Here is a 15,351-nt window from a genome sequence, read left to right as displayed (position 1 = left end):
GTTCCAACCTTCAGTTTATAGAATAAAAGGTATAATCAGAACTAAGAAAGATTATATTCAAGGCAAAGAAAGTTAATTAAATAAAGCAAACGGAATTATCTGAGATGACCAAATCAATACTTGTAACCGGAGGCGCAGGCTTTATCGGTTCAAACTTTGTTCCATATTTCTGTAAAAAGTATGCAGATTACCATGTAATCAATCTGGATAAGCTGACCTATGCCGGTGACTTATCCAATGTAAAGGAATGTGAGAACGATTCCAATTATACCTTTGTACAGGGCGACATCTGTGATGAGAAGCTGATAGAGGATTTATTCACCAAGTATGATATCAGAGGCGTAATCCACTTTGCCGCAGAGAGCCATGTGGATAACTCAATTAAGGGACCAAAGGTCTTTATGGAAACCAACCTGATGGGAACCTTTACCTTAATTGAAACCGCAAGACGTCACTGGATGGATGCACCTGGCAAGGTGAAGGCTGGCTATGAGGATGCAAGATTCCATCATATCTCAACCGATGAAGTCTATGGAACCTTAGGTGAAAGCGGTTATTTCAAGGAGACTACTCCATATGCTCCTAACAGCCCATATTCATCCTCAAAGGCAGGTTCAGATTTTATTGTTAGAGCATATCATCATACCTATGGCATGAATGTAACCACCTCTAACTGCTCAAACAATTATGGACCTAAGCAGAATCATGAGAAGCTGATTCCTCATATCATTGAGAATGCCTTAAATCTTAAGTCACTACCTGTTTACGGCAAAGGATTGAATGTACGTGACTGGTTATATGTACTGGACCACTGTAAGGCAATTGACTTAATCTTCCACAAGGGCAAGTCAGGTGAGACCTACAATATTGGCGGTCATAACGAGCGTAATAATATTACTATCGTAAATACCATCTGCTCAATTCTGGATGAGAAGAGACCTCGTAAGGATGGAAAGTCCTATGCAGAACTCATAACCTTTGTGCAGGACAGAGCCGGTCATGACTTACGTTATGCAATCGACCCTACCAAGATTGTAAACGAATTAGGCTGGAAGGCTGATGAAACTTTCGATACCGGTATTGTTAAAACTGTTGAATGGTATCTTGATAAGTTTAAGGCTTAATCAAAAATTAACTGCATAAATAAAGCAAACGTCATTACAGTAAAGACATCATTTTTTTGATTTGATGTCTTTACTTTTTTGAGGGGAATTTTTTCTTAATTTCAGCTTTAACGATTTTTCTTTGTTATTACTGAAAGTGTAATTTTCAATAAGCTTTGTTCTAAAAATTGCCCAATCTACACAGTTATCCCCAGTTTTTCAAATCTAATGCAATCTGAAATGTTTTTTTATCTTTTATAACTTTTTTAAAAGGTGTAGAATGCTGTTGTTTTTTGTTTAGGCCTTTTTTATCCAATAGAAATATGGTTTTCACTTCATATCAGTATTTACTTATTTTCCTTCCTATTGTTGCCTTAATTTTCTTTTTGACCTCAAATAGACTGCAGGGCACACTATGTCTGATCTTATTCAGCTGTGTGTTCTATTACACATGGGGTGGAGTAAAGTACCTTAGTTTACTTATATTTTCTCTCTTGTTTAACTATACAATTACAAACTACGGTATAAATAAATACAAAAGCAAGTGGATTTTAACCTTTGGTGTTGTAACAAACATATCTCTTCTTGGGTATTTTAAATATACCAACTTTTTTGTTGATAGATTCAATGAGATCTTTGGTGTATCTATCAGTGTTGCTCATATAGTTCTTCCTTTAGCAATTTCTTTCTATACTTTCCAGCAGATTGCCTGGCTGGTAGATAACTATAAAAAAGAAGCACCTGAAAGTAATTTTATAGAGTATGCCTGTGCAGTTTTATTCTTTCCTCATCTGATTGCAGGTCCTATTGTTCAGTATCATGATCTTGTTCCTCAGTTAAAAGAACTTAAATCTTCAGTTAACTACAAGCTCATTCTTAACGGATTTTTTCTGATTGCAATCGGCTGTGTTAAAAAAGTCTACATTGCAGATTATCTATCAATGTTTGTTGATACCTGGTACTCAAGTTATACAGATTTCAATACGATAAAAGCCTGGCTCGCTACATTTGGCTATGCAAGTCAAATCTATTTTGACTTCAGTGGCTACTGCGATATTGCTATAGGATCTGCTTTAATTTTTGGTATTAAACTGCCACAGAATTTCAATGATCCTTATAAAGCAACTTCTATTCGTGATTTCTGGAGAAGATGGCATATTACTTTAGGTTATTTTCTAACCAAGTATGTTTATATTCCTTTGGGCGGTAATAGAAAAGGCTATAGAAGAACTCTAATTAACATCTTTTTAATGTTATGCATTTCCGGATTATGGCATGGCGCTGGAGTTACCTTTATTTTATGGGGCGCTTTACATGGTGCTGCTATGGTTATCCATAGAGTTTTTTCAGACTCAAAACTAAGTATCGTCAAGCCATTATCTATCTTCATTACCTTTATAACAGTGTGTCTTTTATGGGTAATGTTCAGAAGCGATAGTGTTGAATGTGCTTCATATGTATATAAAAACCTTTTTTCTCTGAATATCCCTCATGGAGTTAACTGGGAAATAAAATCAGGTTTTGATCTTCATGATTTAAGAAAATACTTATATGTACTGATATTGAGCTTTATCGTAGTATTTTTATTCCCTAAGGCTCAGGATATATTTGATAAGCACTGTGAGAAGTATTCTATTGTAATTTCAGTATTTTCTGTTATCGCAATCTGTTTAGCTCTCTTTAGAATTATCGTAAATTCCTACACTACATTTATTTATTTCAATTTCTAATAAGGACTAATAAATGAAGACTGTTTACGACAAATATAAAAAAGCTGTAATCACATTCATTTGTGGTCATTGTTTTGCTTGTCTGCTTTTATTCCTGGTTATTTTTCTTTTTGCCAAGTGTTTTGATCCTCTACATCTATATTCAACCTCTATTGATGAGGATAATCAGTATTTTTCTGTAGATGAGAGACTTCAGAATGCTGGCTATATCAGAAACTTTGATTTCGATTCTGTGATTATTGGCAATTCTCACATGCAGAATTTGGCTAATAGTAAAACAGGAGAATATTTAGACGGTAAATGGTTTAATCTGTCTGTTGTCGGAAGCAGAAATAATGAGCGCAGAATCATTTTAGAGGATGTTTTCAGACGTAAGCAGATTAAGAGTGTTTTACTACTTCTGACTAATGATCTTATTACCTTTAAAACATCTGATTTTGAGTTTCTGTACGATGACAATGATCTTAACGATATCAACATATATCTGAATGAGATGTATCTGAAGTGCTTTTTCAAATGGGTAAAAAGTAGTGTTACCTCAGGAAATCTAGATCCTGTTTGTCGCGGAGAAAAACTTAATGTTGATGAGCACAGTGCCTGGATATACAACCCACAGTATGCTTCAAGATTTGGCAATATGGAAAACTGGGCAGAGAACTATCAGAATCAGCATATGGTAAATGTATTGAATGATCTCAATAATTATTATTCAATACCCCCAAGAAATTTAAATAAAATATCCGATAAAGATAAAGCTGAAATAGAGAAAAATGTTGAAGAAAACATAGAGTCTCTAGTGAAAGCTCATCCTGAAACAACTTTTTACTGCTATGCTCAGCCTTATTTTAAACTTGAGTGGGCATTAGATCTTCGTCGTAAGGAAGGAAAAGAAATAGAGATTTACTTAGAGTTTCTAAAAGAATATGTAAAACTAGCTTCAAAATACAAGAATTTCAAATTATATGGTTTTGATAATCTTCCTTTTACTTTTGATGTCAAAAATTATAATGACACAATTCACTTTAGTCTGGAAATGAGTTATAAGGTTCTTGAATACATCAGGGATGATAAGTACCTGTTAAATTCTGACAATATAAATGATTACATTGAAGAGTTTAAAAAGGGCATTTATTCATTTGATCTTGTTAAGTTCCACGATGATCTTGATTTCTTTATTAAAAAAAGAACTAATAAGTAGTGGACTTCGGTCATAAACTGTACCTTTTTTATGAATGAGCTTTCTGTATTATGCAGAACTCATTCATTCTCTCTACGTCCTCTTTCTGTCCTCTTGTTATCTGTCCCCTCCAATAAAGGCTGTAATTAATCCGATAGAGAATTGTCTGGAAATTATTAATCTGTTTCTCTTATTTTGTTAATATCAAGTTGAAATCTCAGAATACCTGATTATTTTTAAATAAATTATGTACAATCTATAAAGAGAATAGCTGATTTCAAAAAAACATAATGTACATCTGTACGTTAGATATTCCTGCAAAACTTTTTAGGAGTTTTAATGAATATATTTTCTGATCCTCTCAAGTCCTTTGACCGCTTGTTTGATGAGATTTCAGATACTCTAAATGAGGGCGTCAATCGCCTTTTTGACAAGGAGATAAAGATTGGTGTCACAGGTTTTTCCAGAGGAGGAAAGACTGCCTTTATTACGTCTCTTGTTAATACCATTTTAAATTTTGGAAATGAAGGAATATCAGACAGACTTCCAAGATTCTCTGAATATGAGAAAGCTGGAATTTATTACGGAGGAATTGCCCCTAATCATGATTTGTCTGTTCCTGCCTTTCCATATCATGAATACTATGACTGTCTAGTTAAAGATAATCCACAATGGCCAGTTGCCACCGACAATATAAGTGAAATCAGGCTTGAGATACGCTTTAAAGAAAACCGTCTTTTAATGCCTGGAAATAACCGCAATCTTTATCTTGATATTTGGGATTATCCTGGAGAATGGCTAATCGATCTTGTTCTCCTCAATCTTTCTTATGAGGATTTTTCAAGAATGATGCTTGCTCAGGTAAATAAGCTCTCAAAGCTTATATCCTGCACAGAGCCCCTGTTAGCATTAGGCGAGAGACTTTCCCCATTAAAAACACCCGATCCTCGTCAGCTTAAGGATAGTGTTGCACTCTATGTAAAATGGCTTTTAGAGTGTAAAAAAGCAGGAATGTCTTTGATTGTTCCAAGCCGACAGGTACTTCCAGGAAATCTTGCAGGAGCTCCCATTATAGAATTTATGCCATGGCTTTGGGAGATTCCAGAGGATTATCCAAAGAATTCCTTATATGCCGTCATGAAAAAACGTTATGAGTCTTATAAGAAAGACATTGTGCAGAATTTTTATGAGACCATCTTTTCAAAGCTTGACCGACAGGTGATTCTAATTGACTGTTTCTCAGCGTTAGGTGGGGGCCGAGAAGCATTTGTAAATGTAAATGATACCTTTGAGATTCTGCTTAAAAACTTTTCATATGGAGAGAATAATCTTTTACAGAGGATTTTTTCTCCAAAGATTGATAAAGTGATTTTTGCTGCCACCAAAGCAGATCAGATAACCTATGATGAGGAAAAGCATCTTTTATCGCTTCTGCGCTCTATGGTCACTTCTGCATCTCATGAAATAAGAGGACAGAGTTCCAACTGTCAGTACATGGTTTTATCATCCATCGCCGCGACAAAATGTCTTGAGGTCAACTATCAGGGAAAGAATACCCAGGTTCTCTCTACAGGAAGAGAGGAGGATAAGTATTTTTATCCGGGCTCCATTCCCTCACAGTGGTCAGAGCAGAGCATGGAGGATTTTAAACAGCATTTCATTTTAAGAGAGCTGCAGCCGCCTGTTATCAGTCCCGGTGATCCTATTCCTAATATAAATATGGATGTAATGTTAAGTTATCTTTTAAAGGATAAGCTATGAGTAATTATAAAGCAGGCTTTGAGATCCCAGATGGTGCTGTAAAAAAGAATACAGCTGACGTCTTTAATGATCCTCTTGCAGAAGAAAGTGAAAGTTACAAAAAAGGTTTCTTTGTTGAAGGGAAAAGTGATTTTAAGGAAATAAAAGCATCAGAAATTCCCTCAGAGGAGCTTACAACTGTAAGCTATGATAAAGACGATGAAGATGATGCTGCAATCCTCAGAACCAGATTCTGGTCAAGTCCTGTTTTTATGATTCTGCTGTTGCTTATTGCTGTAGGTGGGCTCCAGGTTTACGAACTTATCAGTTTGGCATTTGAAAAAAGCTCAGTTGCTGGCTGGTGCTGGTCAGGCGGTATCTCATTTGTACTGATACTGGTTATTATTTCGATTTTCAGAGAGCTAAAATCAGTCTTTAAACTTAAAAACACCTATAAATGCAGAGTAATGCATGAAAAAATTCTGCAGCAGGGAAGTGCACAGGATACAATTGCTTTCTGTAAAAGAATCTTCACCTTTTCTGATTCATCATCAAAAGTGCATCTGGATTCATTTTTAAAGAAGGTAAAGCCAAATTTCTCTGCTGAAGACATATTCGAGCTCTATGAGCGGGATGTGTTATCCCATCTTGATGAAAAAGCTAAAGCCATTGTAGTAAAACGTTCCCGTGAAACAGGCGTTGTTGTGGCTTTAAGTCCTATTGCCTGGCTGGATATGGCATTTTCACTTGCACGTTCATTGCGGATGGTGCGTGAAATCGCTGAGGTTTATGGATATCACTGTGGTTTATGGGGACGTTTTGAGCTCTACCGCAAGATAATTCGCAATGTTGTATTTATAGGTATAGCCGACTTGACTACTGATGCCATTACAGATGCTGTTGGAGCTAAGACTTTTGCTAAATTTAGTGCAGCTGTAGGTCAGGGGCTTGCAGCCGGAATCTATTCCACCCGTCTTGGATATATGACAATAAAAGCAATCAGACCTCTCCCTATATCCAGAGATAAACTAAGGCTTTCTAATCTTCGTAAAGAAATGATTACTGGCATGCTTAATTTTTTTAACACAGAGAAGAAGCCTTAAGTTAGAGGTTAAAAACAGAACATCAATAAAATAATTACAGCGACAATGAGGAAAGAACGTTGGGTACAATTTTGGACAATGCATCAAAACATGAGCTGTTAATTTGATGTAAATATATTTATTCATCATTTCTTGCTTAAGTATCCCTTTAGCGATATACTTTTTAGTATAAGGAGATATTTATGCTTATCTATCATGGGTCAGATCACATCATAGAACATCCCGTATATAAAGGCGGTAAGCGTAATAATGATTACGGTTATGGCTTTTATACAACACAGGATCTTGAGCTTGCTAAAGAATGGGCCTGTTCAAAAAATCAGGATGGCTATGCAAATATTTATGAAGTCGATCTTGATACTCTTAGGATTCTGAATCTTAACAGTCCTAAGTACAGCATTTTAAACTGGCTGGCCCTTCTAACAAAATACCGAACCTACTGGCAGAATGGAAGTATATCCGAAGATGCCAAGACATATCTTCAGCAGAATTTTTTTATTGATCCTGAACCATATGATGTAATCATTGGCTATCGTGCTGACGATTCATATTTTTCATTTGCTCAGGATTTTGTTGCCGGGACAATCTCTCTTGCAAAACTTACCGAAGCAATGCATCTTGGAAAACTTGGTGAACAGATTGTTTTTAAAAGTCAGAAAGCATTTTCTCATCTTAAGTTTATTGGCGCTGAAGATGCTGTAGCTTCCATTTACTTTAAGAAAAAAGACGATAGAGATAAAGCCGCACGACAGGCTTATAGACAAACACGAAGTTCTTCCGACAGTATTGATGCTCTATTTATTTTAGATATCATGAGAGAGAATATTAAAAATGACGATCCACGCATACGATGAAATATATCTTTCGAGTGCTCAGAACGTTTTAGGGCATGCTGTTGATTTTGCCGTTATGTCACTGAATATTTCTTCAGACGACTTTGGTAAAGCCTTTGCTGTTTCATCGGTCTCCAAACAGGTTGCCATTGGGAATCCAAGATATGTTGCAGGAATGAATGGATGTGAACTAGCAAGAGAAGTTCTATCTCAGGTGAATTTTCCATATAAAGATGTTGATGATGCCATGTATCTGGATAAATCTCCAGAATACTGGGCAGGATGGGCTCTGGCGTTTTATCAGTGGTATTCTTCAAGAAGTTTCATGGAAATCTTAAAAACAGTACCTCTTTCTGAAATTATCAGAATGTATCCTGTATATCATGAAATGGATATCACTCAGTTTGCTGATAGGATGGATGAAATCTTTAAAGAGAAATATCCTTTCACAAGGCTTAAGTATAAAAGGCTCAACATAAATATGTCTCAGTCAAAACTGGCTGAATATTCTGGTGTTGCTTTACGACAGATTCAGCTTTTTGAACAGCGCCAGAGAAGTATTAACAAAGCATCAGCCGTAACTCTTTTAAAACTAAGCCGAGCCCTTTGCTGCAGTATGGAGGAACTGATTGAATATCAGGATATAGACTGAAAAAGGCAGCTCATTTAATACATTTTCCGTAAAAGGAATGAAATAGCTAAGAACCTGAAGACTATCTCTCAGGATATCTTCGACGAATATGGTCGAGCTAATGGATGTTATTCTAATTAAAAATTTAGGAGCGACCTGTGAAATTTTCAGTAATTAAATACAGAGAAAACACAGGTCAATCCTGAAAAATTACTTGTTCTGTTCAAGCTTCTTTACACAGCCAATTCTTGAATAGTTATTCTCATACATTGTTAAAGCTGTATTCAGATAACTGATTTCACGGCTGTAGTCACTTCCTTCTCTGATAAAATTCTTTCCTAGCTTATTATGCTTATAAACCGGAAATTCCATTGAAATTGAAGGCGCTAACAAAGTAAGTGTTTTAGTATCATAAAAGCCGAAAATCTCATTATAGGCAATGATAGCTCTTTGGGTAATGTTATCCTGAGTCAGATCCTGTCCTACGAGAGGAAATTCTCCTGAAACACCAGTCAGCGACAGTAGAGTAGGGAAAATATCAATCTGACTTACCACTCTATCATCTTTAAATGGCTTAATATCAGGACTTATGATTAGAGCCGGTATTGAGAAGTTTGTGAATGGAAAGGCGTCAATGCCTCTTACTCTTGAGTCATGATCTGCTATAACCACAAATACAGTATTCTTGTAGTATTCCTCTTTTTTAGCCATCTCAAAGAACTTGCCTAAAGCATAGTCAGCATACATAGCCGCAGTAAGTCTTTTGGGATCATCTGTTTTAACTGAATCCGGAAGCTTAACCTTTCCTTCAGGAATATCGAAAGGATCATGGAAAGAGCTTGTAAATACCAGTGAACAGAATGGTTCATTATTCTTTGATTTCTCTACAAAGAATTCATTAGCCTTCTTAAACAGATCTTCATCTGAAACACCCCAGGATGCAACATATTCTGGCTTGTCATAATCCTTCTGTTCAATAATCTCTTTAACACCGTTGTTAAAGAAATAGTTTCTCATATTGTCAAAATGACTCTCTCCTCCATAGATAAACGAGGTAGAGTAGCCAAGTTTTGAATATACGTTAGCTATAGTTGTAAGTCCATCAGGATGTTCTAGCTTTACCTGACTTGAAAGCGGCCCTGAGGGATACCCTGCAGTTACAGCCTCTATGCCTCGAACAGAACGGTGTCCAGTGGCATACATCCTCTCAAACCACCAGCCTTCTTCCTTGAGTTTTTCATGATTTGGAGCAACTGCATCACCACCGAGAGATTCCACATATCTTGCGCCAAAGCTCTCTTCAAGGATAATTACGATATTTCTCTTTTTATCCTGTTTGTATGCAGGTGTAATAACCTGATTGAGAGGGCAGGATTCATCTGTTTTCTCAGGCATTATTCTTGTGGACAGGTATTTAAGGTTGTTAAGAACATTCTCCTTGGTATCAAATGCATAGATTGATGATCTGTCCACTTCATTTACATTCATATGTCTTAGTGCATAGAAGGCAGTAAAACATGAATTTGGTGGAATTGAGTTTACAAGAGGGGTATTGCTGAAGCTTGCATTTGAAGGATTCAGAGGTTTATGAGATATGGTTCCTCTTATACCTAATGGAACAGCAATCAGAACAAGTAAAAGAATTAACGCATTTAATTTTCGAGAAACATTCTGGTAATCTGCATGAAGCTTTTTAGATATCTTCAGGAAACAGAAGAAAACTGCAGCGGTCAGCACAACACAGACAACAGATTCGATGATATGTCCGTTCAGGAGCATGCTGATAACTTCTTTAGGATAGATAAGATATTCAACATAGAGCTTGTTTGGTCTTATACCATACTCAAGAATAAAAGGTATGGTTGTAAGCTCAACAAAAAGCTGAACTGCAAGAATAACAGGGAGATAATACTTCTGAAGTGTGACTATAGGCTTAGGTGTATTTCCTGCAAATGCGCTTAGGATGCTTATTAGTAATACAGGTGCAAACATGGTGCAGTTAATGGAGATGTCGTATCTTAATCCGTATAAAAAGATCTCGGAAAGATTATCGACACAGTCATTAAACTTCCAGATGACAAGTCCTGTTCTAAAAAGCGAAAAAAGACAAATAGACAGAACGAAAAAAACAAGTATTGGAAAAATACTGTAGTTAAGCTTTAATTTACTGATAATTGACATAGTTTATAACAGTTTTATTAGTATCCTGATTTTTAATACATCATTAAAGAACAATATTTTACAATGAATTAACTTAGAATTTCCTTAAAAATACATTCTAATCGAATATGTAAACATCCAGAACAGAGCATTTTTCTAAAAAAACGATTACATTTAGTTTAACCATTTCAATAGAAAATTCCGCTGAAAAAAATTTGGTTATGACTGATGATATTTTGTCACAACAAAAAATAGGTTGTTAGCTTCATTGGATTTTCTCTATTCTTTATCTTTAACTCTTTCTCGTTCTTGTTCCGGTAATAACATTTTTTTTAAGAGGCTTTTTTGAGGTATATCTTACAAGATGTTTTTGTAAAGCCTTTTAATTGCGAGTTGAATATAATACTAACCATGAACGATATAATGTCAATTATGAGCGATATAATATCAACCATGCCTATCATGCAACAATCTAAAGTTTTAATTTCAAGATTTGGCTTCATAAAACATCTGAAATTTGATGTTTTCCCCTTATTAATTACCTGTTTTTAATATAAAATTAATCTGTAGAAAGTATATATTTATCATAAATCAGAATCACTATGGGCAGTTTAAATCCAGGAAACAGTGGCTTTTCTAGAGTATTAGCCGGAGATTATGTTGATAAGACAGAACTCTTGTCGCTTATTAACCAGTCAATTGAATCTTCAAAATATTTAACCTGCATCAGCAGACCTCGTCGTTTTGGAAAAACCTATGCAGCGCAGATGCTTTGTGCTTATTATGACAAGAGCTGTGATTCATCATCACTGTTCTCTTCTTTGAGTATTGCAAAAGATCCTTCTTATAGGAAACACCTGAACAGTTATGATGTTATATATATTGATATGACCGGCATCAAGCCATATACAGATCAGTATTCGAATATTACCTCATATCTTATAAATTCAATCAGTGAAGAGGTAAAAGCCGCATATCCATCTGTCGTCATTAAAGACAATCTGTCTTTAACCCTTGAAAATGTTGTAGCTCATACTGGAAATAAGTTTGTAATCATTATTGATGAATGGGATGCACCAATTCGAGAGAATCCTTCTGTACATAAAAATTATCTTGAGTTTTTACGCTCCTTGTTTAAGAACAGTTTAAGTACCTCCAAAATCTTTGCTGCAGCTTACATGACAGGAATTCTTCCAATAAAAAGGATGGTTCTGAATCTGCAATCTCCGATTTTGATGAATATACCATGGTTAATCCCCGTAAGTTCTCAGAGTATGTTGGATTTACTGAAGCTGAAGTTTTAGCCTTGTGTAAAAAAAATAATATTGATTTTTCTTTGATGAAAAAGTGGTATGACGGTTATTCTTTTCTTTGTAACGGTAACAGCATAGATACCTGTGACTCTGGTTTTATTTCAATTTATAACCCAAACTCGGTTATGAAAGCTGTTTACAATAAATCCCTTGAATCATACTGGTCTCAGTCATCATCTGCGGATAATCTTCTGAATTATATCAGCCGCGATTACAGTGGTCTGTCAAAGACAATCGCTGAGCTTATCGGAGGAATTGAAGTTAAGGTAGATACACTTGATTTTCAGAATGATCTGACTTCATTCTCTGGAAAGGATGATATTCTGACTCTTCTGATTCACTTAGGTTATCTTTCTTACAATTTTCAGACAGGAACAGTACATATTCCAAATGAAGAAATAAAACTAGAATTTCAGCGAACAATAAGAAAAACTACTCATGAGGAGACCTTATTAAGACTCCGTCAAAGCGATCAGCTATTTATGGACACTATTGAACAGAATGCTGATGCTGTGGCCCTGCAGATAGAAAATCTCCACAGAGAGGAGTGTTCTCCTCTTCATTATAACAAGGAAGACAGTCTTCGAAGTGTAATTAAGCTTGCCTACTATACCTATAAGGATAATTACCTGCAGTTTGAAGAACTGCCTTCAGCTCTGGGGTATGCGGATATTGTTTATCTTCCAAAAAAGAAATCAGACTGGCCTGCGTTGGTTATAGAACTTAAATGGAATAAAACAGCTAAAACAGCTATTGATCAGATTAAATCCAAGCATTATCCTAACGCACTAAAAGGCTACGGAGGAAAGATTCTTCTGGTTGGTATCAGCTATGATAAGGATAACGATTCTGATAAGAAGCATCACTGTTTGATTGAATGTGTTGATACCTCAGAATAGCAGTTATATTCTTTAACTGATAGTTTTATTGTTTGAGGAAATTTTAGATGGATATAAAGGATGAAATTCTTCTCAAACTTAAGAATGCATTAAATTCAAAAGATAACTATATTAAATATCTTCAGAAGCTCTTAAGAGAGCATGATGTTGATTATCAGGACTTTCAGTTAACTGATAAGCCTATTGGATCTAATTATTCTAAAAATAACAATGATGAAACATCTTCTGATGAGTATCCTTCACATAATAGTCAGCCACAAAATCAGGTATACCATCAGAATAGAGTTATTGACTCAGAGCCATCTGCAAATCCAACTTCACATCATCCTATAGAACAGGATAAATGAAATTAGTATTTATAAAAAAATTGATAATATTAAAAAAATAATTGCATATATTGTTTTATATTATAAAAGAACAATCTTTATTTAAGATATATATGCAAAGTTTTATTGCGTTTTATTTTTATTGATAGTATCATCTTTTGCGCTGTGGGGTGAACTATGAAAATTATAAGTGCGAGAATAGAAGGCTTTCGCAATATTGACAATGATAAGCTAACCTTTGGGGATGAAATAACTTCTCTGGTCTCTCTAAATAGCTATGGAAAATCAAATCTTCTGAATGCAATTCAGTATTCTGTAGATTTTATTAAAGAAGATCCCAAAAACAAAACTCGTATGATGTCTTCCTCATACGGCATTCCTTTGAATAAAAAGCTTGCGTTAAAAAATTTTGTGGCAGATCTGTATTTTTATATGGATATAGACAAAGTCACATATGAGATTAACTATGGGTTTGAATTTTCCTGGTTAAAAAATCAGAATAATCAAAAAAATGGCTGTAAGATTGAGAAAGAATGGCTTACTTATCGTGTTCTGCAGAAACACCAGAAAGCAAGCAGATTGATTTTCAGAGAGAATGGAAAAGCTTTATTTAAATCCTCAGAGACTGGTCGTTGTGCAAGTGTCATAAAAGTTGATGATAATGAGTTGGTTGTTAATAAACTGGCAGCCCTTGATGATTACTTTTATAAGGCCATTATAAAAAAACTCAACAGCATTAATGTTCATATAGAAAGAGATTTTGATGCAGCACTTAAGTATTATAAATCTCCTATTGTATTTAAGGACCAGGTTAATTTTGACTTAACAAGTGTTGCCGATATTCCAAGAGTGGTATATAAGCTTAAAGAATCCTCTCCAGATAGTTTCGCTTTGTTAATTGATGCTTTTAAACAGCTGTTCCCAAATATTCTGGAGCTTGATGTCAAAGAAGTTGATTTAGGTGATATTCATGATTTAAAGACTCCTGATGATGTTCCTTATATTATTACTAATAAAGTATATTCAATGTATGTTCAGGATATTAATTTAAATCAGCCTTTGGATTTTTTAGGTATGTCAGATGGAGCAAAAAGAGTTTTTCTAATGCTGACGTATATAATTCTTGCCAAGATAAACGGATATCATCTCATTGCTCTAGAAGAACCTGAAAATTCAATTCATCCAAGTCTTCTGCAGAGTTATTTGTCAATTCTATCAGAACTTTCAGGTGAATGTCGCATTGTCGTTTCAAGCCACTCTCCTTATATTATTCAGTATGTTAATACTAATAATATTTACATAGGTAAACCAAATTGTAATGGCATTGCTGATTTTTCAAGAATTGACAGTAAACGTATGAAATACTTGCTTACAGATGCTGCCGATAGCAATGACTCTGTTGGCAATTACATCTTTGAATTATTGTCCGGAGGAGATGCGGATAATGAAATTCTTTTGAGTTATCTGGAAAAATAAAAATGCCAAAGAATTCAAAGAAAGATAGTATTCAAAAGAAGATAGTTGTAGTCGTATTTGTAGAAGGGGATACCGAAGTTGAATTCTACAAGAAACTTATAAATCACTTGAGAGCTCTTTGTGGTGGAAGACTGACCTGTGAAGTTAAAATTCACAATTTGAAAGGTGTCGGTAATTATCAGTCTACGGCAAAACGCATTTTTGAGAAGAAAATAAAGCAGGATTATCCTGCCAGTACGTATGATTACAAAGTTTTTCTAAGTTACGATACAGATGTTTTTGAATTTGCCAGAAAACCGCTAGTAAACTGGAAGAGTGTAATAAGCCTGTTAAAAACTTTAGGCGCCAAAGAGGTGTATGAGATCCAGGCTAAAAGCTCCATTGAAGATTGGTTCCTCTATGATAGGAATAGTATTCGTGCCTTTTTGAACATTTCTAAAAATATCGATATTTCAAAATGTAACGGATTATCAGGATTAAAAAGTCTATTCAAAAATGCGAATAAAACATATGTAAAAGGACTTAAGAGTACAGAGCTTGTTGATTCATTAAATATGAATGTGATTTTTCCAAAAATATGCTGTCAGATTTTTACATTGTGTAACGCTGTTGGTGTAGATTGTAATGGAAAGCAGTGTCCTGTAAGAAGATAAAAACCACGCCGAAGACGGTAATTTCTTGTAAAGTCAGAAAAAATAAAGAGTTAGAATCAATATAAACGTGAACTACATCTGCAAGCAAGGAGTGCCTAAAATCCTAAAGATTCGTGGCTGGGTCTAGGATATAATCTTATTTAGAACTTATTTTTGCTGCATCGTTCCTAAAAGCCTTGCTCCATAGATCCTGTCACTGCACCTTTT

The 15,351-nt window shown here is 35.0% G+C and carries 13 protein-coding genes; 12 read left to right on the top strand and 1 reads right to left on the bottom strand.

The features are described from left to right. Positions 1-104: 104 nt before the first annotated feature. The 7 genes from rfbB (at position 105) to BM308_RS09910 (ending at position 8,338) form a co-directional block, all read left to right on the top strand. Complete coding sequence (gene rfbB, locus BM308_RS09940) at positions 105-1,124, top strand: dTDP-glucose 4,6-dehydratase (protein WP_074944908.1); 1,020 nt, start codon at positions 105-107, stop codon at positions 1,122-1,124. A gap of 473 nt (positions 1,125-1,597) precedes the next feature. Beyond that, complete coding sequence (locus BM308_RS09935) at positions 1,598-2,833, top strand: MBOAT family O-acyltransferase (protein WP_177214441.1); 1,236 nt, start codon at positions 1,598-1,600, stop codon at positions 2,831-2,833. 13 nt (positions 2,834-2,846) lie between these two features. Next, positions 2,847-4,031, top strand: a complete 1,185-nt coding sequence (locus BM308_RS09930; RefSeq protein ID WP_074944905.1) for a hypothetical protein — start codon at positions 2,847-2,849, stop codon at positions 4,029-4,031. Positions 4,032-4,349: 318 nt separating this feature from the next. After that, positions 4,350-5,771, top strand: a complete 1,422-nt coding sequence (locus tag BM308_RS09925; protein WP_074944904.1) for a YcjX family protein — start codon at positions 4,350-4,352, stop codon at positions 5,769-5,771. Further along, positions 5,768-6,853: a TIGR01620 family protein gene (locus BM308_RS09920; RefSeq protein WP_074944902.1), complete on the top strand. Its 1,086-nt coding sequence runs from the start codon at positions 5,768-5,770 to the stop codon at positions 6,851-6,853. Before BM308_RS09925 ends, BM308_RS09920 begins: the two co-directional genes overlap by 4 nt. A 182-nt stretch (positions 6,854-7,035) precedes the next feature. Continuing rightward, complete coding sequence (locus BM308_RS09915; protein ID WP_074944901.1) at positions 7,036-7,707, top strand: DUF3990 domain-containing protein; 672 nt, start codon at positions 7,036-7,038, stop codon at positions 7,705-7,707. Continuing rightward, the gene (locus BM308_RS09910; protein WP_074944899.1) at positions 7,685-8,338 is read left to right on the top strand and encodes a helix-turn-helix domain-containing protein; all 654 of its coding nucleotides are present in this window, start codon (positions 7,685-7,687) and stop codon (positions 8,336-8,338) included. Before BM308_RS09915 ends, BM308_RS09910 begins: the two co-directional genes overlap by 23 nt. A 189-nt stretch (positions 8,339-8,527) precedes the next feature. On the opposite strand, the gene BM308_RS09905 is transcribed toward BM308_RS09910, so the two are convergent. After that, complete coding sequence (locus tag BM308_RS09905; RefSeq protein ID WP_074944897.1) at positions 8,528-10,498, bottom strand: LTA synthase family protein; 1,971 nt, start codon at positions 10,496-10,498, stop codon at positions 8,528-8,530. A 581-nt stretch (positions 10,499-11,079) separates the two neighbouring features. Here BM308_RS09905 and BM308_RS13550 point away from each other — a divergent pair. The 5 genes from BM308_RS13550 (at position 11,080) to BM308_RS09885 (ending at position 15,144) form a co-directional block, all read left to right on the top strand. After that, positions 11,080-11,781: an AAA family ATPase gene (locus BM308_RS13550; protein ID WP_218152558.1), complete on the top strand. Its 702-nt coding sequence runs from the start codon at positions 11,080-11,082 to the stop codon at positions 11,779-11,781. Then, the gene (locus tag BM308_RS13545) at positions 11,724-12,689 is read left to right on the top strand and encodes a PD-(D/E)XK nuclease domain-containing protein (RefSeq protein ID WP_218152557.1); all 966 of its coding nucleotides are present in this window, start codon (positions 11,724-11,726) and stop codon (positions 12,687-12,689) included. Before BM308_RS13550 ends, BM308_RS13545 begins: the two co-directional genes overlap by 58 nt. 47 nt (positions 12,690-12,736) lie before the next feature. Next, on the top strand, positions 12,737-13,036 hold the full coding sequence (locus tag BM308_RS09895; protein ID WP_074944896.1) for a hypothetical protein: 300 nt from the start codon (positions 12,737-12,739) through the stop codon (positions 13,034-13,036). Positions 13,037-13,192: 156 nt separating this feature from the next. After that, positions 13,193-14,491 (top strand): AAA family ATPase, encoded by a 1,299-nt coding sequence (locus BM308_RS09890; RefSeq protein ID WP_074944894.1) that lies wholly within the window; start codon positions 13,193-13,195, stop codon positions 14,489-14,491. 2 nt (positions 14,492-14,493) lie between these two features. Then, entirely contained in the window at positions 14,494-15,144 is a 651-nt protein-coding gene (locus BM308_RS09885) for a hypothetical protein (protein WP_074944893.1), read from the top strand. The last annotated feature ends 207 nt before the right edge of the window (positions 15,145-15,351 follow it).

The sequence above is a fragment of the Succinivibrio dextrinosolvens genome (assembly GCF_900116345.1).
GTDB classification, from domain to species: Bacteria; Pseudomonadota; Gammaproteobacteria; order Enterobacterales; family Succinivibrionaceae; genus Succinivibrio; species Succinivibrio dextrinosolvens_B.
This window is presented reverse-complemented; position numbering and strand designations above follow the sequence as displayed.